20 protein-coding genes and 2 rRNA genes (1 of these 22 running past the window's edge) are annotated in these 21,847 nt (G+C 63.1%); 10 read left to right on the top strand and 12 right to left on the bottom strand.

What is annotated here, in order from left to right:
• Nucleotides 1-75 precede the first annotated feature (75 nt).
• From paaX to C84B14_RS11865, 7 genes are all read right to left on the bottom strand, one after another.
• Nucleotides 76-996: a phenylacetic acid degradation operon negative regulatory protein PaaX gene (gene paaX, locus C84B14_RS11835; protein WP_348766672.1), complete on the bottom strand. Its 921-nt coding sequence runs from the start codon at nucleotides 994-996 to the stop codon at nucleotides 76-78.
• 169 nt (nucleotides 997-1,165) lie between these two features.
• A complete protein-coding gene (locus C84B14_RS11840; RefSeq protein WP_353224320.1) occupies nucleotides 1,166-2,320 on the bottom strand; it encodes an ABC transporter substrate-binding protein in 1,155 nt (384 codons plus the stop codon).
• A gap of 58 nt (nucleotides 2,321-2,378) precedes the next feature.
• Entirely contained in the window at nucleotides 2,379-3,137 is a 759-nt protein-coding gene (locus C84B14_RS11845) for an ABC transporter ATP-binding protein (RefSeq protein ID WP_353224322.1), read from the bottom strand.
• On the bottom strand, nucleotides 3,134-3,895 hold the full coding sequence (locus tag C84B14_RS11850; RefSeq protein ID WP_353224323.1) for an ABC transporter ATP-binding protein: 762 nt from the start codon (nucleotides 3,893-3,895) through the stop codon (nucleotides 3,134-3,136). Before C84B14_RS11850 ends, C84B14_RS11845 begins: the two co-directional genes overlap by 4 nt.
• On the bottom strand, nucleotides 3,892-4,836 hold the full coding sequence (locus C84B14_RS11855) for a branched-chain amino acid ABC transporter permease (RefSeq protein ID WP_353224325.1): 945 nt from the start codon (nucleotides 4,834-4,836) through the stop codon (nucleotides 3,892-3,894). Before C84B14_RS11855 ends, C84B14_RS11850 begins: the two co-directional genes overlap by 4 nt.
• The gene (locus C84B14_RS11860; protein WP_348766677.1) at nucleotides 4,836-5,711 is read right to left on the bottom strand and encodes a branched-chain amino acid ABC transporter permease; all 876 of its coding nucleotides are present in this window, start codon (nucleotides 5,709-5,711) and stop codon (nucleotides 4,836-4,838) included. Before C84B14_RS11860 ends, C84B14_RS11855 begins: the two co-directional genes overlap by 1 nt.
• Nucleotides 5,701-5,829 carry a hypothetical protein gene (locus tag C84B14_RS11865; RefSeq protein ID WP_348766678.1) on the bottom strand — a complete coding sequence of 43 codons (129 nt, stop codon included), beginning with the start codon at nucleotides 5,827-5,829 and terminating at the stop codon, nucleotides 5,701-5,703. The genes C84B14_RS11860 and C84B14_RS11865 overlap by 11 nt, the downstream gene beginning before the upstream one ends.
• Nucleotides 5,830-6,508: 679 nt before the next feature.
• Between C84B14_RS11865 and hpaD the strand changes: the two genes are divergently transcribed.
• The 10 genes from hpaD (at nucleotide 6,509) to C84B14_RS11915 (ending at nucleotide 16,991) form a co-directional block, all read left to right on the top strand.
• Complete coding sequence (gene hpaD / locus C84B14_RS11870) at nucleotides 6,509-7,648, top strand: 3,4-dihydroxyphenylacetate 2,3-dioxygenase (RefSeq protein WP_353224328.1); 1,140 nt, start codon at nucleotides 6,509-6,511, stop codon at nucleotides 7,646-7,648.
• A gap of 276 nt (nucleotides 7,649-7,924) precedes the next feature.
• Nucleotides 7,925-8,392, top strand: coding sequence for a homoprotocatechuate degradation operon regulator HpaR (gene hpaR / locus C84B14_RS11875; RefSeq protein WP_348766680.1), 468 nt, complete (start codon nucleotides 7,925-7,927; stop codon nucleotides 8,390-8,392).
• 193 nt (nucleotides 8,393-8,585) lie between these two features.
• Nucleotides 8,586-8,975, top strand: a complete 390-nt coding sequence (locus C84B14_RS11880; protein WP_348766681.1) for a 5-carboxymethyl-2-hydroxymuconate Delta-isomerase — start codon at nucleotides 8,586-8,588, stop codon at nucleotides 8,973-8,975.
• A 12-nt stretch (nucleotides 8,976-8,987) separates the two neighbouring features.
• On the top strand, nucleotides 8,988-10,514 hold the full coding sequence (gene hpaE / locus C84B14_RS11885; protein ID WP_353224330.1) for a 5-carboxymethyl-2-hydroxymuconate semialdehyde dehydrogenase: 1,527 nt from the start codon (nucleotides 8,988-8,990) through the stop codon (nucleotides 10,512-10,514).
• 78 nt (nucleotides 10,515-10,592) lie between these two features.
• The gene (locus C84B14_RS11890) at nucleotides 10,593-11,471 is read left to right on the top strand and encodes a fumarylacetoacetate hydrolase family protein (RefSeq protein WP_353224332.1); all 879 of its coding nucleotides are present in this window, start codon (nucleotides 10,593-10,595) and stop codon (nucleotides 11,469-11,471) included.
• Nucleotides 11,468-12,271 (top strand): 2-oxo-hept-4-ene-1,7-dioate hydratase, encoded by an 804-nt coding sequence (gene hpaH / locus C84B14_RS11895; protein ID WP_353224334.1) that lies wholly within the window; start codon nucleotides 11,468-11,470, stop codon nucleotides 12,269-12,271. Before C84B14_RS11890 ends, hpaH begins: the two co-directional genes overlap by 4 nt.
• A gap of 7 nt (nucleotides 12,272-12,278) precedes the next feature.
• Complete coding sequence (locus C84B14_RS11900; protein WP_353224336.1) at nucleotides 12,279-13,049, top strand: aldolase/citrate lyase family protein; 771 nt, start codon at nucleotides 12,279-12,281, stop codon at nucleotides 13,047-13,049.
• Nucleotides 13,050-13,151: 102 nt separating this feature from the next.
• The gene (locus tag C84B14_RS11905; protein WP_353224337.1) at nucleotides 13,152-15,056 is read left to right on the top strand and encodes an FAD-binding monooxygenase; all 1,905 of its coding nucleotides are present in this window, start codon (nucleotides 13,152-13,154) and stop codon (nucleotides 15,054-15,056) included.
• Nucleotides 15,057-15,196: 140 nt separating this feature from the next.
• Entirely contained in the window at nucleotides 15,197-15,691 is a 495-nt protein-coding gene (greB, locus tag C84B14_RS11910) for a transcription elongation factor GreB (RefSeq protein WP_353224339.1), read from the top strand.
• Between the two features lie 37 nt (nucleotides 15,692-15,728).
• Nucleotides 15,729-16,991, top strand: a complete 1,263-nt coding sequence (locus C84B14_RS11915; protein WP_353224341.1) for an MFS transporter — start codon at nucleotides 15,729-15,731, stop codon at nucleotides 16,989-16,991.
• Here C84B14_RS11915 and C84B14_RS11920 read toward each other — a convergent pair.
• The 5 genes from C84B14_RS11920 to C84B14_RS11940 form a co-directional block, all read right to left on the bottom strand.
• Nucleotides 16,988-18,001 carry an efflux RND transporter periplasmic adaptor subunit gene (locus C84B14_RS11920; protein WP_353224343.1) on the bottom strand — a complete coding sequence of 338 codons (1,014 nt, stop codon included), beginning with the start codon at nucleotides 17,999-18,001 and terminating at the stop codon, nucleotides 16,988-16,990. The genes C84B14_RS11915 and C84B14_RS11920 overlap by 4 nt on opposite strands.
• A gap of 48 nt (nucleotides 18,002-18,049) precedes the next feature.
• Nucleotides 18,050-18,250: a DUF1656 domain-containing protein gene (locus C84B14_RS11925; protein ID WP_502949906.1), complete on the bottom strand. Its 201-nt coding sequence runs from the start codon at nucleotides 18,248-18,250 to the stop codon at nucleotides 18,050-18,052.
• Nucleotides 18,243-20,345 carry an FUSC family protein gene (locus C84B14_RS11930; RefSeq protein WP_353224345.1) on the bottom strand — a complete coding sequence of 701 codons (2,103 nt, stop codon included), beginning with the start codon at nucleotides 20,343-20,345 and terminating at the stop codon, nucleotides 18,243-18,245. Before C84B14_RS11930 ends, C84B14_RS11925 begins: the two co-directional genes overlap by 8 nt.
• A gap of 467 nt (nucleotides 20,346-20,812) precedes the next feature.
• Nucleotides 20,813-20,928: ribosomal RNA gene (gene rrf, locus C84B14_RS11935) — 5S ribosomal RNA — on the bottom strand.
• 70 nt (nucleotides 20,929-20,998) lie between these two features.
• Nucleotides 20,999-21,847: ribosomal RNA gene (locus C84B14_RS11940) — 23S ribosomal RNA — on the bottom strand (it continues 2,048 nt past the right edge of the window).

A 21,847-nucleotide genomic window follows, 5' to 3' on the forward strand; every position in this document is an offset into this window, starting at 1 on the left:
GCGATACAGGCGCACTCTTTGTGCGCGCCAAATGTATCGGGTTATTGCGTCCCCCGGACCGGGCCGCCGATGCGTTCAGAGACCGCCGAAACGCTCGTAGAAATACGCGGCCGGCTCGGGCAGCGGCCCATCGGCGGTTTCCAGCACGTCGGCCAGATAGGTTTCAGCCTGTCGGAAGGTGGCCCGATAGAGGTTGCGACACAAAAGCCGCGCCGCCGCCCCGTGCCAATCGCCAGGCAGTACGTCGTCGGGCAGCTGAGGATCGCGCAGCAGCAGCCGGCGGATTTCGTGGATGAGCAGGGTCCTGATCAGAAACGCGGCCTGTGGGTCGAGCCCGCCGTTGCTGTCGATAGCGCGCCAGACCGGTCGGAAACGATCCAGGAATTCGGCGTATTGCACGCCGAGTGCTTCCAGATTCCAGCATTCGCGCACGAGGCGGTTGAGCGGCGCCGAGGTGGGCAGGCCTTCGTTGCGTGCGCGCATGAGTACCACGCGACGCTGAACATCCAGATCCTGCAGCACCGACGTCAACGCCGATCGCGGCGGTAGCGGGTGCGCCAGCATGTCACTCGAGAACGCACCAAAACCGAGTGTCGACAACTCCTTTCGCAGCGTGTCGCGCTTGCGCTGCGGCACCTGCCCCATGAGCACGAGCGTCCATTCGCCGTCCCAGGACACCCGCGGCTCGCTATAGACCCGCTCATAGGCCCGTTCGAAACTGCGCCAGCCGCTACGCGTGAGGCTGTAATAGCTGCGCCGCCCAATCTGCTCGGAACTGAGCCAGCCTTCCTTGGACAGCCGATAGACCGAAGTCCGAACCAGGCGCTCATTGAGGCCCAGCGGTTCGAGTAATTTGATCAGGCTGCCCAGCCAGACGGTGCCGCCCCGCGGCGCGATCGCATCGCCGTAGACCGAAATGATCAACGATGTCGCGCGCAGCGAGCGGCGGGCGCTGAATTCTTCGATCAATGCATCGATAGGCCGGGATCGTGCCAATTCATTCTCCGGGCAAGCGCTGCACGGACCACCCGATTGCGGCCGCTGGATCAGCTGACATGAAAATGCCCGCAGCACAGCGCGGGCACCGTATCGGGTCGAATTCTAGAACCTGCAGCGCAGGGGTGCGAACCGTGCCGCGACTGCCGCACGGTCCGCCCCATCCCGATCAGTCGAGCAGGGTCCAGGTGCCGTTGCGGATTTCGAGCATCCGGAACGCCGACAGGTCCAGCCCCATGTGATCGTCCGGGCTCATATTGAACACGCCGCCCACGCCGACGAACCCGTCGGTGGCCTCGATCTCGTCTCGAATCGCCGCACGGTCGGTACTGCCGGCGGCTTCGATCGCCTTGACCGCGATCATCAGCCCGTCATAGGCATGGCCGCCGAACTGCGAGATGGACTCGTTGAAGGTGTCTTCGTATTCCTTCTTGTAGGCCAGTGCGACCTTCTTCTGCGGATCGTTGTCGTCCAGCTTGGAAGCCACCAGCAACGCGCCGGCCGGCAGACGTACGCCCTCGGCCGCATCGCCCGCGAGTTCGATGTACTTCTCGGACGCCACGCCGTGCGACTGGTAGAACGGCAATTCGAGACCGAGCTGCTTGTAGTTGCGGGTCACGATCGCCGGGCCCTGCCCGAAGCCGAAGTTGAGTACCGCCTGCACCCCCGGGGTGTTGGCGATATTGGTCAACTGGGCGGTCATGTCGGTATCGCTGTTGTTGTAGGTTTCATCGGCCACGATTTCGATATCGAACTCCGAAGCCGCCGCCAGCGTCTGCTCCCGGCCGGACTGGCCGAAGCCGCCGGAACCCGAAATAAGCCCCACCTTGGTGAAACCGCGGCTCTGCATGTCCTTGAGAATCTTGCGGGCCGCCATGCGGTCGGTATGCGGCGTCTTGAACACCCATTTCTTGACCGGGTCGATGATCGGAATACCGCCGGCCAGAGAGATCATCGCCACGCCCGAACGCTCGACCAGCGGTACCGCCGCCATGGTCGTACCCGTGGTGCTACCGCCCACGATCACATCGACCTGATCGGAATTGATCAGACGCTTGACGAAGGTACGCGCCTTGCCGGCGTTTCCCGACGTGTCGTAATGCACGAGCTCCAGCGGACGGCCGAGCACGCCGCCCTCGTCGTTGATCTTGCCCACCCAGTGTTCCAGCGTCTTGAGCTCGGGATCGCCGAGAAACGACGCCGGCCCGGTGACCGACAAGAAGGTGCCGATCTTGATCGGCTTGCCGTCCGGTGCCGCAAACGCGGCCGTGCCGACCGATGCCAGGGTGAGCAGCAATGCCGCTCCGAGTTTCTTGATTCGCATAACGTCTCCTTGGTTTCTCCCACCGTGTGCCCCGTCGATGTCGATCGACGTGTTGTTGTCATTCGTTGTGTTGACCCTGCTCGACCGGCGCCTCGCTGATTCCCAGATAGGCGCGCCTGACCTCGGGATGATCGGCCAGTTCGCGACCGCTGCCGCTGACCGTGATCGCACCGGTCTCCAGCACGAAGCCGCGATCAGCGATCGCCAGCGCCCCCGCGGCATTCTGTTCGACCAGCAGAATGGTGATGCCCTCGGCATTGAGGTTGCGCACGATCTCGAAGATCTCTTCGATCAGCAGCGGCGCCAGCCCCATGCTGGGCTCGTCGAGCAGCAACAGGCGCGGCCGTGCCATGAGCGCCCGCCCGATGGCCAGCATTTGCTGCTGGCCGCCCGAGAGCATGCCGGCCGCCTGACGGCGTTTTTCCGCCAGAATCGGAAACAGCTCGTAGACCCAGTCGATATCGCGATCCACCGCCGGGCCACGGCCGCGTACATAGGCGCCGAGCGTAAGATTGTCGGCCACCGACATGGGCCCGAACACCTGCCGGCCCTCCGGCACCTGGGTAATACCGCGGGCGACCCGTTTCTGTGCCTTGACACGGCAAATGCGCTCGCCATCGAAATGGATCTCGCCCTGGCTGTGCGGCTGAATGCCCGACAGCGTATTGAGCAACGTGGTCTTGCCGGCACCGTTCGCGCCCACCAGCGCCACCAGTTCGCCTTCGGCCACATCGAGATCGATATCGCGCAGCGCGGTGACCGCGCCGTAGCGGGTATGCAGGCCGCGAATACGCAGCAATGGTTCGACGGTATTCATGCGCCCCCCAGATAGGCCGCAACGACCTCGGGATCGTTCTGGACGGCCTGCGGCGTGCCCTGGGCCAGCTTGCGGCCGTAGTTGAGCACCAGCACGTCGTCGGAAATATCCATGACCAGCTTCATGTCGTGTTCGACCAGAACCACCGTCACCCCGCTCGCTGCCACTTCGCGAATGAGCGCACCGATGGCGTGGGTTTCGTTGGCGTTGAGCCCGGCCGCCGGCTCGTCGAGAAACAGCAGCTCGGGCTCGGCCGCCAGTGAGCGGGCGATTTCCAGACGCTTGAGCGCACCGTAGGACATCTCGCTGGGGTGCTGGTCGATCTGGTCTTCCAGGCCCACGAAGCGCATCAGCTCGAGCGCGCGCGCACGACAATCGCGATCGCCCGAGCGTACCGACGGCAGCCTCAGCAGGGCCGATACAAAGCCGCGGTTCAGGCGCAGGTGGCGGCCGACCATCACGTTTTCCACCGCCGACATGTTCATGCAGATCTGCAGATTCTGGAACGTGCGCCCAAGCCCGCGCTGGGCGAGCTTGTAGGGCGCCAGCCCGCGCGTATCGTGGTCGGACAAAAGAATGCTGCCGGCCGTGGGCGTATAGATACCGGTGAGCAGGTTGATCAGCGTGGTCTTGCCGGCGCCGTTGGGGCCGATGATCGAATGGATATGGCCGCGATCGACCGTGAACGACAGATCCGCCACGGCATCGACGCCGCCGAACGATTTGGTCAGCTCGCGGCATTCGAGAATCGCGCTCATCGCCGGCCTCCCGGCACCAGCCGTGCAAGCGTGGGCACCAGCCCCGTGGGCATGAAGATCACCACCACCATCAGGATCGCGCCCAGAATCATCACCTCGAGATCATCGACCCCGGTCAGAAACTGCGGCAGCAACGTCAGAATGACCGCGCCCACGATCGCGCCGTAGGTCGAGGCCATGCCACCCAGCACGACCATGGTCACGAACTCGATCGAGTAGATGAAGTTGGCCAGATCCGGCGTCACGAAGCCCGAGTAGTGGGCCGTTAGCACACCCGCCAGGGCCGCCAGCACCGCCGATACGACAAAAATCAGCACCTTGTAGCCGAGCGTATGCACGCCCACCACCTCGGCAGCCACCTCCGAGCCGTGCACCGCCCGCAGCGCCCGCCCGACGGGCGAGTCGATCAGGTTCAACGCCAGCCAGACGGTCGCCAGCAGCAATACCGCAATCAGCGCATACCAGTAGCGCTCGTCGTAAAGGTTGGTATCGCCGATCGACAGCGGCGGCGCCATCATGCCGTCCGGCCCGCCGGTGATACCGGCCTCGGTACGCAGCACGATGGAAATGAGAATGCCGAGCCCCAGCGTGGCCATGGCCAGATAATGACCGGACAGGCGCAAAATCGGGCGTGCCACCACGAACGCGAGCAGCGCCACCACGACCAGCGCGGCCGGCATGGACAGATAGACCGGCCAGCCGTAGTTGGCGCTGAGTACGGCCGTAACGTAGGCACCGAGCCCGAAGAAACCGGCATGGCCGAGGCTGATCTGACCGGCATAGCCCATCAACAGGTTCAGCCCGACCGCGACCATGGCGTTGATGAGCACGTGAATGGCCACGTCGTACTGGTAAGGGTTGGAAAACACCAGCGGCGCAGCGGCCAGAATCAGCGCCAGCACGATCAGTCCCGGGCGTGGAATACGCTTGAGCATGTCCATCAGACCCGCTCCGTCGCACGCGAGCCGAACAGGCCGCTGGGCAGCAGAAACAACACCAGCAGCACGATTACGAACGGTACCGCGTCCTTGTATTCCGACGAGATATAGCCGGCCGTAAAGGCCTCCATGATGCCGAGAAGCAAGCCGCCCACAACGGCCCCCACCGGGCTGCCGAGACCACCCAGCACCGCCGCCACGAAGCCTTTCAGCCCGAGCATTACGCCGATGTCGTAGGCGGTCAGGGTGATCGGGGCCGCAACTGCGCCGGCGACCGCGCCGAGCGCACCGGCCAACGCGAACGACAGCATCAGGATGAAACGCGGGTTGATGCCGACCAGGCGCGCGGCGTTGGGGTTATGCGATACCGCCAGCATGGCCTTGCCGGTGAGCGTGCGCTTGAAAAACCAGGCCAGCGCGCAGACCACCACTGCGCCGACGCCCAGCACCCACAGGCTTTGCGGCAGGATGGTAGCCCCGGCGATATCGATGGGCGTATTGCCGGTGAATGCCGGCAGGGCATGAATCGACTTGCCCCAGAAGAACTGGGCACCGCCGCGCAGAAACAGCGATGCGCCGATCGTGATGATGATCAGCGGCACGATATCGTTGGTCGCGGCGCGTTCGAGTGCGAGTTTTTCGATCAGGATGCCGGCCAGCACCGCCAGCACGATCGCGCCGACAATCGCCAGCGGCATGGGCAGGCCGTACTGCATGAGCATGACCGAACCCAGCCCGCCGATCATCAGGAACTCGCCCTGGGCGAAATTGATGATATGGCTGGCGTTGTAAATGATGGTGAAACCCAGCGCGACAAGCGCATAGGTCGAGCCCGCGGTCAGGCCTGAGAAAAGATACTGCATGAACTCAGCGAACATGGCAGGCCTGCCCGTCGCTGCGATCGCAGGCCGCGACGAAAACGCCGCCGCCGATCGATGAGCCCGCATATCCGCCGTCGAGCGCATGCACGGCGCGCCCGCGTTCGGTCGCTTTCACTGATTTTCTCCTCTCTCGTACTCGCACCGGCTTTGCCGGCAGTGCCCGATACGTCATCGCGTTCGGGCTTATTGATCTTGCTTGCCGTCGCCGCGATAAACCGGCCACGACGGGGTCGCTCCGCAAGCGCTTCGTGACGGCGCCGCGCGACCTCTTAAACCGATACTACATCAAACCAATCAGCCATCAACAGGTATCATTTTTTAAAAATTAGACGCATGTTACACGAAGAATAAATAAAGCGATTATTTTTTTAATTTGCAAAACAAAAAGATACCACTGCCAATACGCCGACTGAAAAACTCGAACTCAACTCAACACTCAAGCCACTGCCAATAGCCACGTATCAATATAGGCCGTTGATCGAATGCATCGGCATTGTCCGTGCAGTCCGAAAACCTCGGTACCCATACCTGACCTGCAGCAACAGCGGCCGAGGTCGCGCTCGCGTGGCCGGCCCTGCAGCCGCCGTCGATCGCTTGACACCTACACCATTACTTAACATGCTAAACAATACAAGTCGAATGTTGATCCGCTGCGGTAGTAGACGCATGGGCCACCAGCTCGGAGCCGATAGACGATCACGCCCTGGGTGAGCGTCACACGGCGCCGAAACCGACAACAATAAGTCGTTCGCCCGCGGCGTCGAGCGGCAAGTCTTGCGATGAGGAGATATCAGATGAGCGAAAAGACCCTGACATCTGCGGGTTTTTATGTGTCCGCCGAAGCGTTTGTGCCGACGGACAATCCGGTACCCACGCCGACGGCACCGCCACCGGAAATCTTGCGCTGCGCCTATATGGAGATCGTGGTATCCGATCTGGCCGTATCGCGGGCGTTCTATGTCGATGTGCTGAACCTGGTCGTCACCGCGGAAGACGAACACACGATCTATCTGCGCACGACAGAGGAATTCATTCACCACAACGTCGTGCTGCGCCAGGGCCCCGACCCGGCGGTCGCGGCTTTTGCGTATCGGGTGCAATCCCCGGCCGAGCTGGATAAGGCGGTGGCCTTCTATACCGAGCTGGGCTGCCGCGTGGAGCGGCGCAAGGAAGGCTTCGTTCGCGGCGTGGGCGATTCGGTACGAGTACAGGATCCGCTCGGCTTCCCCTGCGAATTCTTCTACGACATCGAACACGTCGAACGCCTGGCCTGGCGCTATGACCTGCACAGTGCCGGCGCGCTGGTGCGCCTGGACCATTTCAATCAGGTCACACCCGACGTGCCACGCGCGACCCGGTTCATGCAGGACCTGGGATTTCGTGTCACCGAGGATATTCAGGACGAACACCAGACCGTCTATGCGGCCTGGATGCGGCGCAAATCCACCGTACACGACACGGCCATGACCGGTGGCGAGGGTCCGCGCATGCATCACATCGCCTTCGCCACCCACGAAAAGCACAACATCCTGCATATCTGCGACAAACTCGGTGCCTTGCGGCTGTCCGATCGTATCGAACGCGGCCCCGGGCGCCACGGTGTTTCGAACGCGTTCTATCTGTATCTACGCGATCCGGACGGGCACCGCATCGAGATCTATACCCAGGACTATTACACCGGCGACCCCGACAACCCGGTCATCACCTGGGACGTACACGACAACCAGCGCCGCGACTGGTGGGGCCATGCCGTCGTACCGTCCTGGTACACGGAAGCATCGCGAGTCCTCGACCTCGACGGCAACCTGCAGCCGCTCGTCGCACGCACCGACAGCTCCGAAATGGCGGTCACCATCGGCGCGGACGGCTTCTCCTATACACGCAAGAACGACCAGGACGACGACGGCGAGTACAAGCTCGGGCATCAGCTCTAGGCTGGCTGCCCAGCCACCAGGCACATCCAACCCGTGACCGGGTTCGGACAGGCTCGCCTTCTGCCCCCCACGGCACGTGTACCCGGTGGTTTGTCGCGTGGCCTGCTAGGCCATGCCACCGGCTTGATGCACAATAAAAACAAGCCTGCTGTGCCGGCCGGCTTGGAATCCGCGCAACGATGCCGCCCCACCGGGCGCTGGCTCGATATGCGCGTTCGACGCATCGATCGCATGCGGGCCGGTGCATCAATCCAGACGACATCGAGACGCCGGCCGATGAGCCAGACACGTAACCCCGCACGCCAGAGAAACTACAACCGCCATCCGCTTGAAACCCGGCACGCCCTGCCGATGACGCTGCTGCGCGCACGCGAGTCGGTGATGGCGCGGTTTCGGCCGATGCTCAACGCCCACGGTATTTCGGAACAGCAATGGCGGGTGATGCGCGTACTCGCCGAAGAAGGCGTGCTCGATGCCACCGAGATTTCCGGGCGGGCCTGTATTTTCGCGTCGAGCCTGTCGCGCATCATCAAGACCCTGGAAAAACAGGGCACGCTCATCCGCGAACGGTGCCCAGACGATGCCCGCCGGGTGCAGCTGCGCCTGAGCGATCAGGGCTATCGCATCGTCAGCGAGATCACGCCGGAGAGCGTGGCGATCTATCGCGCTCTGGAAGACCAGTTCGGCAGCGAGCGTGTCGCCACCCTGATCGACATGCTCAACGAACTCGTCGAAATGGAGTGAGGCACTCGGCTCTGCGCATAGCGCCGGGCTTTTGCTGCAAGCACCGATAGGGCGCATGGGGCACGCGGCGGGCTGCGGACCAGGCCGCCCGCCTGTCACAGACAGTCGTCATACCCAAGCCTGCCTTGACGCACGGTTGACGCCTGTTGTTTTATTTAACATGATAAATAAAACAACAAGAGGAGAAACGCTCATGCCTCATCTGTGCATGGAGTATTCGGCCAACCTGGCCGATCGCGTCGACCTGGCCCATTTGTGCAGCCGGTTGAACGCCACCCTGCTGGACACCGGCTTCTTCGAACCCGGCGCCATTCGCGTACGCACGCTGCGCTGCGACCACTATTCGGTGGCCGACGAACTGCCCGAGAACGCTTTCCTCGATGCCTCGCTTCGTATCGGCGAAGGCCGCAGCGAAAGCGACCGCCAGCAGATCGGCGAGGCGCTATTCGCCTGTCTTCAGGCCGAGCTCGCCGAACTGTTCGATTCCCCGCACTTCTGCCTGTCGCTCGAGGTTCGCCAGATATCGCGCGAGCTGAGCTGGAAGAAGAACGCCATTCACCCGCGCCTGCGCGGCCAGTCCTAGCCCGGAGCTGTCATGGCCTCATTCCAAGACAATCTCGATAAAGCCGAATCCTATCTGGCCCGTTTTCGCCAGGACGGCGTATCCAACCATATCGACGGGCAATCCGTACCGGCCGCGAGCGGCAAGACGTTCGAAACGATCTCGCCGGTCGATCAGTCCAAGCTGGCCGATGTCGCCCGTGGCGGCGCCGAAGATATCGACCGTGCGGCCGAGGCGGCCAAGGCGGCCTTTGGCGCCTGGCGCGATATGGAAGGCGGCGAGCGCAAGAAGATCCTGCACAAGGTGGCCGACGCCATCGAAGCCCGTGCCGAGGAGATCGCGCTGGTCGAATGCATGGACACCGGACAGGCGTTTCGCTTCATGTCCAAGGCAGCCCTGCGCGGCGCGGCGAACTTCCGCTTCTTCGCCGACCGGGCGCCCGGCGCCCGCGATGGCCAGTCGCTGAAAGCACCGGGCCAGATCAATATCACCACGCGTACGCCGATCGGTCCGGTCGGCCTGATCACGCCGTGGAACACGCCGTTCATGCTGTCGACGTGGAAGATCGCCCCGGCACTGGCCGCCGGCTGCACCGTCGTGCACAAGCCGGCCGAGTTTTCGCCGCTGACCGCGCGTCTGCTGGTGGAAATCGCCGAAGACGCCGGCCTGCCCAAGGGCGTATGGAACACGGTCAACGGTTTCGGCGAAGACGCCGGCAAGGCACTCACCGAACATCCCGACATCAAGGCCATCGGCTTTGTCGGCGAAAGCCGTACCGGACAGATGATCCTCGGCCAGGGTGCTGCCACCTTGAAACGGGTGCATTTCGAGCTGGGCGGCAAGAATCCGGTCGTGGTGTTTGCCGATGCCGATCTGGATCGCGCGGCCGATGCCGCGCTGTTCATGATCTATTCCCTGAACGGCGAACGCTGCACCTCGTCGAGCCGTGTGCTCATCGAAGAATCCGTGCACGACGCATTCGTGGCCAAGCTCGCCGAGCGTGCTGCGAAGATCAAGGTCGGCCATCCGCTGGACCCGGCCACGGTCATCGGCCCGTTGATTCACCCCTCGCATGAAGAAAAAGTGCGTTCCTATTTCGAGATCGCACAGCAGGAAGGGGCAACCATTGCCACCGGCGGCGAAAAAGTCACCGACGGTGATCTGGCCAACGGCTGCTACGTAAAACCGACGCTGTTCACCAACGCCCGCGCTTCCATGCGTATCGCACAGGAAGAAATCTTCGGGCCCGTGTTGACCGCCATTCCCTTCGCTGACGAAGCCGAAGCGCTGGAGCTGGCCAACGGGGTGGACTACGGCCTGGCCGGCTATGTCTGGACACGCGATATGACCCGTGCCCTGCGCTTCACCGAAAAGATGGACGCCGGAATGATCTGGGTGAACTCGCAGAACGTGCGCCATTTGCCGGCCCCGTTCGGCGGCATGAAGGACTCGGGCATCGGCCGCGACGGCGGCGATTACTCGTTCGAGTTCTATATGGAAACCAAGAACATCGCACTGGCCACCGACGACCGGCCTATTCCGAGGCTCGACCAGGAATAAGACTCGACCGGTCCACCTACGCCGGCCGGCAGCGGCAACGCCTGCCGGCGTCATCGCAACCCAACAAGGGGATGCCCCATGTCTGAAATCACACGGCCACGTCTTTCAAGCTTCGTTCACCAGAACCGACGCAGCTACGGCGCCGTCGTCGAGGGCGGCATCGTCGACCTGGGCGCCATCCACGGCGCACAGTGGGCCACGCTCGACGATGCCATCGCCGCCGGCGCGCTCGGCCAGCTGGCCGAATCGGCCGCCGGGCGGGCGCCGGATCTTGGCCTCGACGACGTCGCGTTCGATATCCCGGTCACGAACCCCGGCAAGATCATCTGCGTGGGCGTGAACTACCCGGATCGCAACGCCGAATACAAGGACGGCCAGGAACTGCCGCCCTACCCCTCGATCTTCATCCGTTTTCCGGAAAGCTTCGTGGGCCACGGCCAGGCCGTGGTGCGCCCGCCGGAATCGGAAAAGCTCGACTACGAAGGCGAGCTGGTGCTGGTTATCGGCCGCGAAGGCCGGCGCATCCCAGAAGACGCCGCACTCGATCATGTCGCGGCCGTCACGCTGTGCAACGAGGGCACGATCCGCGACTGGGTACGCCATGCCAAGTTCAACGTCACCCAGGGCAAGAACTTCGATCGAACCGGCGCTATCGGCCCCTGGCTCGTCCCGTTCGAGGATGAAAGCCAGATCGCCGATATCGAGCTGACCACGCGCGTGAACGGCGAGGTCCGCCAGAACGACCGCACCTCGCGCATGATGTTCGGCTTCAAGTATCTGATTTCCTATATCTCGACCTTCACCACGCTCAAGCCGGGCGACGTGATCGTCACCGGCACGCCCACGGGCGCGGGCGCCCGACTCGACCCGCCGGTCTGGCTCAAGCCGGGCGATGTGGTGGAAGTCGAGGCCGAAGGCGTGGGCGTTCTGTCCAACCACGTGGAAGACGAACAATGACTCTCGACGCCGCCCAGATCGATGCCGCGGCCCAGGCCCTGCTGGCCGCCGAGGCCGAGCGGCGCCAGATCGGCCTGTTGTCGGTCGCCCACCCGGACATGACGCTCGACGATGCCTATGCGATCCAGACCGCCCAGATGCAGCCGAAGCTCGATGCCGGCCGGCAGATCCTGGGCTGGAAGATCGGGCTGACCTCGAAAGTCATGCAGGACGCGCTGGGCATCGAAACGCCCGACAGCGGCGTGCTCTACGACGACATGCTGTTCGAAAGCGGCGCGCAGGTGCCGAACACCCGCTATATCGAGCCGCGTGTAGAAGCCGAAATCGCTTTCGTGCTGAAAGCACCGCTGGAAGGCGACGTCAGCCGCGAGGACGTATTGGCCGCGACAGACTATGTGGTGCCCGCCCTCGAGATCCTGGATACGCGCATTCTGCGTGCCGATCCGGAAACCGGCCAGCGTCGCCGTATTTTCGACACGGTGGCCGACAACGCCGCCAATGCCGGCATCGTGCTCGGCGAGGCACGCCATGCGCCGGATGCCTTCGATCTGCGCTGGGTCGGTGCCATCGTCAAGAAGAACGGCGAAACCGTGGCGACCGGCCTGGGCGCCGGCGTGCTCGACGACCCGGTCGACGGCCTGGTCTGGCTCGCACGGCGCATGCACACCTACGGCCAGCGCATGAACGCAGGCGATGTCGTGCTCTCCGGCTCTTTCATCAGCCCGATCGAATGCCCGCCCGGCACCGAAATCGCGGCCGATTTCGGCGCGTTCGGTCAGGTGCATATCGACTTCGAATAGGTTCGTCATGTCCGTACCGATCAATACATTCAAGCAGCGACTGACCCAGGGCGACGCCCAGATCGGTCTCTGGGTAGCCTGTGGCGACCCGACCGTGGCCGAAATCTGCTCGCATACCGGTTTCGACTGGCTGGTGATCGACGGCGAACATGGCCCGAACGGGCTGCGCGACGTGCTCGCACAGCTGCGCGCCATGGGCGATACACGCTCGCAGCCGGTGGTCCGTGTGAAAGACGACGATCGCGCGACCATCAAGCAGATGCTGGATATCGGCGCCCAGACACTGCTCGTACCGATGATCGAATCGGCCGAGCAGGCCCGCGCCGCGGTGGCGTCGGTGACGTATCCGCCGGCCGGCAAGCGCGGTATCGGCGCGGCGCTGGCGCGCGCTTCGGGCTACAACACCTACACCGGCTATCTGGATGAAGCCGACGCCCAGATCTGCCTGTTGCTGCAGATCGAGTCGCAGGCCGGACTGGCTGCGCTGGACGACATCCTGGCCGTGGACGGCGTCGATGGCGTGTTCATCGGCCCGGCCGACCTGGCCGCCGACATGGGCCATCGCGGCAACCCGACCCATGGCGATGTGCGCCAGGCCGTGGAAGACGCGGTGAATCGCATCGTGGCCGCCGGCAAACCGGCCGGCATGCTGTCGTCGAACCATGATTTTTCCAGCCGCTGCCTGGAACTCGGCGCGACGTTTGTCGCCGTGGGCAGCGATGTAGGGCTGCTGGTCAATTCGGCGCGCCAGCTTCGTGCCACTTACAAGAACGACTAGAACACTTATACAAGTCGTCGTGCGAGACGACTCAAAACGCCGCTTTCTGCAGCATAAAAAAATTCTTCTTGCAGAAGAGCCGCCGTCTGAGGAGATGCACCAATGCAGTTTCACCATCATGGTTATGTCTCGGGCAACCCGAAAGTCGAACCCGCGGCCGGTGTCGGTATCGACCGCCCGGACGATCTGCCCGACCAGATCGATGTGCTGATCGTCGGCGCGGGCCCCGCCGGCGTGACCGCTGCGGCTCAGCTGTCGCAGTTCCCGAACGTCAATACGCGCTTGATCGAGAGCCGCCCGCATCGTCTCGAAGTCGGTCAGGCGGATGGCATCCAGGCACGCAGCGTGGAGACCTTTCAGGCCTTCGGCTTCGCCGGCGCGATTACCGAAGAAGCCTATCGCATCACGGAAATGGCGGTCTGGCGTCCGGACCCGGACAAGCCATCGCATATCGCCCGCGCATCGGTGCCGGTCGACGATCCGCAGGGCATCAGCGAGTTTCCGCACCTGATCGTCAACCAGGCGCGCGTACAGGATTATTTCGTCGAGTTCATGCAAAACTCGCCGGCGCGCATCAGGCCCGATTACGGTATCGAGTTCGTCCACGTCGAGAACGACGGCGACCCGGATTATCCGCTCACCGTCACGCTGCGCTATACGGCGGCAGGGCGCGAAGGCGAACAGCGCACGGTACGCGCCAAGTATCTGGTCGGCTGCGACGGCGCGCATAGCAAGGTACGCAAGGCGATCGGGCGCGAAATGCGCGGTCAGCAGGCCGCCCATGCCTGGGGCGTGGTCGATGCCCTGGCAGTGAGCGATTTTCCCGATATCCGCAAGAAGTGCATCATCCAGTCCAAGGCCGGCGGCAATATCCTGCATATTCCGCGCGAGGGCGGGCATCTGTTTCGCATGTATGTGGACCTGGGCGAAGTCGCCACCGACGATGCCAGCCGCAGCATCCGCGAGACATCCCTCGAACAGACGGTCGCCAAGGCGAACGAAATCCTGCATCCCTACTCGATCGACATACGCGACATCGGCCGCTACAGCGTGTATGAAGTCGGCCATCGGCTGACCAACAAGTTCGACGACGTCGATGACCCGGCCACCCAGACGCCGAACGTGCTGATCACCGGTGATGCCTGCCACACCCACAGCGCCAAGGCCGGCCAGGGCATGAACGTCTCGATACAGGACGGCTTCAACCTGGGCTGGAAACTCGGCTACGTGGTCGATGGCCGCAGCCCGGCGGCCTTGCTCAACACCTATTCCGAGGAACGACAGGAAGTCGCCCAGAACCTCATCGACTTCGACCGCGAATGGTCGACGCTGATGGCCACCCGCGAAGAGGACTTCGACGACCCCGGCCAGCTCGAGGACTTCTACGTCAAGACCGCCGAGTTTCCGGCCGGCTTCATGACCGAATACAAGCCGTCGTTGATTACCGGCGAAACCACCTATCAGGCACTGGCGAGCGGTTTTCCGATTGGCAAACGCTTTAAGTCCGCACCGGTGGTGCGCGTATGCGATGCCAACCCGCTGCAGCTGGGTCACCAGGCCCGCGCCGACGGCCGCTGGCGGATCTACGTATTCGCCGATTCGAAGGCAGCCGGCTCCGACACGGCGCTCGCCGATTGGGCCGACTGGCTTACCAGCTCGCCCCGGTCGCCGGTCGTGGCGTATACGCCGAAAGACCGCGACACCAACCATATCTTCGATGTGAAAGTGGTTTATCCGCAGGCGCATGCCGATGTGGCCATCGAAACCGTACCCAAGGCATTCATGCCGCGCACCGGGCCTTTCGAGCTGGTCGACTACGAAAACGTGTTCGCCCTCGACCCGGCAGCGGATATTTTCGAGCGGCGCGGTATCGACCCCGCCAAGGGCGCGCTGGTGATCGTGCGGCCCGACCAGTACGTGGCCCACGTGCTGCCGCTGGGCGCGACCGACGAGCTGGCTGCGTTCTTCGAGCCGATCCTGCTCGAGCCTGGCGCTTCACGCAGCTAGACCGTTGCGCGCCAGCCGATTATTCGTGCGAATTAGACGATCGCCGTCAAAAGCGAGCCCTGTCGAATGTAAAGGCTCTGAAAGCGGGTTCGCCACGATCTACCAAGTGGCTGGCGGCGGGCACCCGTACAATAGGTGCCATGACCGCAGCGAAGAAACGCGACTACATCACCCGCGCTGGCTGGCAGCGGCTGGCCGACGAACTGGATTATCTCTGGCGCGAAAAACGCCCGCACGTCACCCGCGAACTGTCCGCGGCAGCCGCCGAGGGCGATCGTTCCGAGAACGCCGAATATATCTATCGCAAGAAGGAGCTGCGCGAGATCGACCGGCGGGTCCGCTATCTCGGCAAACGCCTGGATGAGCTGACCGTGGTCGAGACCACGCCCGACGATCCGGACAAGGTATTCTTCGGCGCCTGGATCGATGTCGTCGACGAAGATGACAGCCACCATCGATACCGAATCGTCGGCGCCGACGAAACCGAGGCAGCGACCGGCGCCATCAGCCTGAACTCGCCGGTGGCCCGTGCGCTGATCGGCAAGCGTCTTGGCGATATCGTCGACATCGCACTTCCGCAGGGTCGGCGTGAACTCGAGATCCTGGCGATTCACTACGTCCAGCCCGAAGACTGAACCATCCAGGCCGCCGTCGGTGTAGGATGCATCGACTATGGCAGGATTCTTTACCCTGGACGCCGACAGCGTATTGCGCGACCGCGCCTTCATGCTGTTGTTGACCGGACGTATCACGGCCACGCTGGCGACGCAGATTCAGTCTGTCGTCGTCGGCTGGCAGCTGTATGCCATGACCCGCGACCCGCTCACCCTTGGCTGGGTCGGACTCGCCCAGTTCCTGCCCATGGCGTTGCTGGTATTACCGGCCGGCGATGCCGCTGACCGACTGCCGCGACGATTGATCCTGACCGCGAGTTGGCTGGTGCAGGCGATAGCCGGCGTGCTGTTTCTGGTACTGACCCTGTCGGGCACCGAGTCGCCGGTCGGTTTCTTCGCCGTGCTGGTGCTGTTCGGCATGGCCCGCGCCTTCGCCGGTCCGGGTATGCAATCCCTGCTGCCCCAGGTGGTCGGCGAACGCCGTCTGCCCAAGGCGATTGCCTGGAATTCCTCGGCCTTTCAGGTCGCGGTGATTGGCGGCCCGGCGCTCGGCGGCGGGGTTTATCTGGCCGGACCGGCGTTTGCCTACGGCCTCTGTGCCGCCTTGTTTGCCAGCGCGGCGTTGGCGATTGCCTCGATTCGCCGGCGCCTGCCGGTGCGTGCCGATACCAGCCGTGCCAGCGCGTTCGCACGGTTTACCGCCGGCATCGTCTATGTACGCACCCGCCCGATCATCCTGGGGGCCATCTCGCTGGACCTGTTCGCGGTGTTATTGGGCGGTGCGACCGCCCTGTTGCCGGTATATGCCCACGAGATTCTGCACGTGGGCCCGGCAGGGCTGGGCCTGCTGCGCAGTGCGGTGGCGATCGGCGCGTTTTCGATGGGTATCTATCTCGGGCGCAACGCGCTCGAACGACGTGCCGGCGCGATCATGTTCGCGGCGGTCGCGGTGTTCGGCGTGGCCACCATCGTGTTCGGCGTGTCGACGAGCTTCGTGCTGTCGTTCGCCGCACTTATGGTGATGGGCGCGGCCGACATGATCAGCGTGTTCGTGCGTTCGTCGCTAATCCAGCTGGCAACGCCGGATTCCATGCGCGGCCGGGTGAACGCCGTGAACATGCTCTTCATCGGCGCCTCCAACGAGCTCGGCGAATTCGAATCGGGCGTGACGGCGGCGCTGTTCGGCACCGTCGGCGCGGTAGTGTTCGGCGGCGTTGGCACGCTCGCCGTAGTCGGCATCTGGATGGCGCTGTTCCCGGCGTTGCGGCGCGTAGACCGCCTGAACGATGTCGCGACCAGCGCGCCGGCGGACCGACGCTAGCCACCCGAGCCGCGCATAACCGGGGTATCGACGGGCTGCGCCAGCCCTTCGGCCCGCGCTTTCTCCAGCCTGGGCGCGGCTACTGGCGTGTCATTACTGTCGTTCGCCGAGGTCGAGCGCTGCGTATCCGCCTGCTCCGGGCGTACGTGCACGGTGGCCGACAGGCCCACGGTCAGCACGCGCATATCCGGCCGGGAGTTGAAGTCGATGGTGACCGGCACGCGCTGGGCCAGGCGCACCCATTGAAAGACCGGATCGACGTTGGGCAGGTTGCGCTCACCGGGTGCGTTATTGGCCACCGCAATACCGCGGCCGATGCTCGCGACGCGCCCATGCAACCGCTCGGGGCTGGCCATGAGGTCGATATCCACCGGGTCGCCGATATCGATATGCGAAAGCTTGGTCTCCTCGAAATACGCGGTCACACGAAACGTATCGGCGTTGACCAGCGTCATCATCGATTGACCCTGGGTGGCATAGTCGCCTTCGTCGAGCAGCAGATGGGTGACATAGCCATCGACCGGCGAGCGTACCGTGGCCCAGTCCAGATCCTGCTTTGCCTGGGCAAGACGGGCCTCGGCCTGGCTGACCGAGGCGGCCGCGGAGGCAGCTTCCGATTCGGCCTGTTGCAGGTCCTGGGTCGATACACCGCCACGCGGCAGGCGTTCCAGCCGGCGCGCGTTGCGCCTCGCGAAGTTTTCCTGGGCCTTGGCCTGCTCGAGTGCGGCGCGGGCTTCGGCCACGGCGTTTTCGAAACGCACCGGCTCGATCGCGAACAGCAGATCCCCCTTGTGGACATAGCTGTCGTCGGCGACCGCGACCCGGCCCACGGTGCCGGAAACTTCCGGTGCGATATTGACGACGTTGGCCTGTACACGCGCATCGCGCGTCCACGGCGCATAGACGTAGTGCTGCCAGGCAAACCAGCCCAGCAGCACCGCGATCGCGACGACGGTCAGCGTGGCAATAACGCGTAGCGTGACCGCAAAAACTCGTTTCGAATTCGCCATTCAGGAAAACCTTGGATAAACCTCGTTATACCGCGTCGACCGGCGCGTTCATGGCCCGAACGCCAGCATCAAACTGGCCAGCAGAATGATGAAGAACGCCGCACCCGCCAGGGCCGGATGCCAGAACAGCCGATGCGCACGACTGCGCAGCAACAGCGGTTGAACCACTAGATAGATCAAGCCGGTCGCGGCGAGAAACGCCAGAAACAGCGGCAGGTAAATGCCCCCGAATGCAATCTGCTCAGACAACACGATCGGCCTCTCCCAGACGAATAGCTGTGCCGTCGGCATTCTCGCGCGCTAGCCCATAGTCGGCCAGCGCCGCGGCCACCAACTCTGCGGCCACCGCGGCGCGTACGCCGTGGCGTAGACGCAGTCTTGGCGTGAACGACAGCGCCTGGGTCAGCATCTGCTGGGCCAGCGCATTGGCCCGCGTCTGCATGGCGAATACGTCCTTCACCGGGGGATAGCCGTGAGCAAACATACGCTCGAGTTCTTCGAGCTCCTCATGCACGGATTGCTGGATTGCATCGTCGAACCCGGCGCGGGTCGTCAGTAGGCGTAGCGATCGTGCCTCGATACCCATATTCACCGCAGAGAACGCCGCCTGCCGGGCGCTGACATGGGTGCGGCCCTGGTCAGCGGCTACTGGCAAGCGCAGCAGGCGATCGTAAACGCGCGTTTCAAAACGCTCGCGCGAGCCGGTAAAGCCTTTGGCAAGCTCACCGAACATGCCCGCCAGGCGTTCGCGCAACAGATCGCGTGGCGTGACCGGCAGGATAATGGCAAAGGCCGCCAGCGCCAGAATCACGGCGAGCTCCGCGCCCATGAACGCTTCCGCAAAGCTCACAAAATCCTGGCGTGCGCCGTTGGCCGGGTTCACCAGTAGCGCAAACTGCACGAGGCTGATGCGTCCAATCAAGGCCCACTGGGGCGTGGCCATGGCGAGGCTCGCCACGAACACGAACGGCATCAGCACCACCATCAGCATCACGAACCCGTTGACCGCGGGCAGCAACGCGAAATTGGCTATGAACGCGGCAACCCCGGCACAAAGGCCGCCAATACCAAATCCTTTGGCACCGCCGGCAGGGTCGTCACCGAGCGCAAACAAGGTCGTAAGCACGGCCAGCAACACCATCATGCCGCTTAGCGCCGGTTCGTCGTGGGTCGCCCAGATGGCGGCGCCGACCGCGATGGCGGTGGCAGCGCGCGCCGTAGTCCGCAGCGATTCTCGCAGCGAGACAGGCGTCTGGAATTCCGTACGCCGAGGCGTATCGCGAACGCTCTTCTTTTCGGCCAGCAGCAGGCCGTGCTTGATGACCGCAGCTCGCATGCGATTGGCAAGATCCAGCGCGCGCGTGATGATTACCCAGTCCACCAGCGACCGCTCGTGATCGCGCTCCCGGTCGGCGCGGGCGTTCGTGAGTACCGCATTGTAAGCCTTGCTGAAGGCCAGCTTGATCGCGGACGTATTGTTCGGATCCTTTTCGAGCAGCGCTGCGGCCTCGTCGAGGCGCTGTAACGGGGTACGGTCGATACGATCCCCGAACTTGCCGAGATAGACCTGCAGCGACGCCATGGCGCTGACCAGCGACAACAGTTCGTAGTCGAGGCGGCGAGCCAGTCGATCGTACTCGGCAAAAGCGGGCTCGTCGTAGCGCGCGTATTGCCGTGTTTGCTCCAGGGCCAGCGTTTTATTGACCAGCTCATGGAGCTGCGGGTGCGGCGTATTCGGATCGCCCGGATCGCCCTGTTGCGCATCGCCTGGCTGCGGTTTGCGATCGATACGCCTGAATTGGGCGCCGATGGCCTTGAGCGCTTCGATGCGGGCGGCGCGATACTTACGCGCCGTGGTACCCGGCGCGAGCAATACACTCACGAACGCAGCGACCACGGCGGCGAGTGCGGTTTCGGCGGTACGCGCCACGGCCACCGAGAATACGGTCGACGGGTCGCCCATTGCCCGTACGCCCACGATCATCGTCACGTAGCCGGCCAGCACGAAGCCGTACGACATGTTGTTTCGAAACAGGCTCGCACAGAAGACCATTAAGCCCACCCAGAGCACCAGACTGGTACAGAACAGGGTGTAGCTCTGGGCAAAAAGCGCGATCAGCGTAATCGATACGATGCCGGCGACGAAGGTACCGAGCAGGCGCGAAAACGCCCTGACCACCAGGAAGCCCGGCAGCGGCTGGATAAGGATCGCGACGTTGATGAACGCCCAGTAGGCGTTGTCGAGCTGGAGCCAGAATGCAAGATAGAGCACCAGCGCAACCGAAATACAACAACGAATCGCGAACGACAGGTTTTCGGCGCTCGGCGCCAGTAGCCAGGCCACTCGATTCATTTGTGTATTGTACAACCATATTGGCCACAGCCATACCCTGTGGACGCGTTGTTATGCCGGTGACTCTGACAAGCCTATTCGTTTGCACTTGCTCGTCCGTCGCGCCGGCGCACTATTCCCGACGCTGCGCGTTTCGCGCGGGTCGCCGCCCGTAGCTGCAACGTACGAGCCTGTCGGTTTGCGGCGGCCGCATAGCTCCAAGGGCGCGCTCGAATAGCCAGCGCATGCGACTGCCGGCACCATGCGTACGCACGAACAGGCGAAGCCGGCCGTTGTTGGAGCACGCCAGCAGACCTGCCCTAGCCGTGGGCGGCGCACTGCTCGCGCAACGCGCATCGTCCGCGTGGAACGCGGCATCGTGCCCGCGAACTTACGGCACAAACACCGAGGCCACAAAACCACGAAAAAAGCGCGCATAAAAAAAGCCCCGAGCTTATGCTCGGGGCTTTCTATTAAGAGCCTGGCGGTGACCTACTCTCGCACGGGGAGACCCCGCACTACCATCGGCGCTGAGTAGTTTCACTTCCGAGTTCGGAATGGGATCGGGTGGTTCCTACTCGCTATGGCCGCCAGGCAAACTGGAAACAATCTATATGCAATCGAACACTGCTTTGTATAGGCACGTAAAAGCGCTTGAGCGTTATATGACCAAGCCTCACGGGCAATTAGTACCAGTAAGCTGAACACGTTGCCGTGCTTACACATCTGGCCTATCAACGTCCTCGTCTTGGACGACCCTTAAGAGCCCTCAAGGGGCTAGCGAGATCTCATCTTGAGGTGGGCTTCGCGCTTAGATGCTTTCAGCGCTTATCCCTTCCGCACGTAGCTACCCGGCAATGCCACTGGCGTGACAACCGGAACACCAGAGGTGCGTCCATCCCGGTCCTCTCGTACTAAGGACAGATCCTCTCAAATCTCGAACGCCTACGGCAGATAGGGACCGAACTGTCTCACGACGTTCTAAACCCAGCTCGCGTACCACTTTAAATGGCGAACAGCCATACCCTTGGGACCTGCTTCAGCCCCAGGATGTGATGAGCCGACATCGAGGTGCCAAACTCCTCCGTCGATGTGGACTCTTGGGAGGAATCAGCCTGTTATCCCCGGCGTACCTTTTATCCGTTGAGCGATGGCCCTTCCATACAGAACCACCGGATCACTAAGACCTACTTTCGTACCTGCTCGACCCGTCGGTCTCACAGTTAAGCACCCTTTTGCCTTTGCACTCGTTGCGCGATTTCCGACCGCGCTGAGGGTACCTTTGCACTCCTCCGTTACTCTTTGGGAGGAGACCGCCCCAGTCAAACTACCCACCATACACTGTCCCTGGCCCAGATAATGGGCCTAGGTTAGAACCTCAAACATTTCAGGGCGGTATTTCAAGGGTGGCTCCACGCCGGCTAGCGCCGACGCTTCAAAGCCTCCCGCCTATCCTACACAAAAATGTTCAAAATCCAGTGTAAAGCTGTAGTAAAGGTGCACGGGGTCTTTCC

Source organism: Salinisphaera sp. C84B14, from assembly GCF_040361435.1.
Taxonomy (GTDB): domain Bacteria; phylum Pseudomonadota; class Gammaproteobacteria; order Nevskiales; family Salinisphaeraceae; genus Salinisphaera.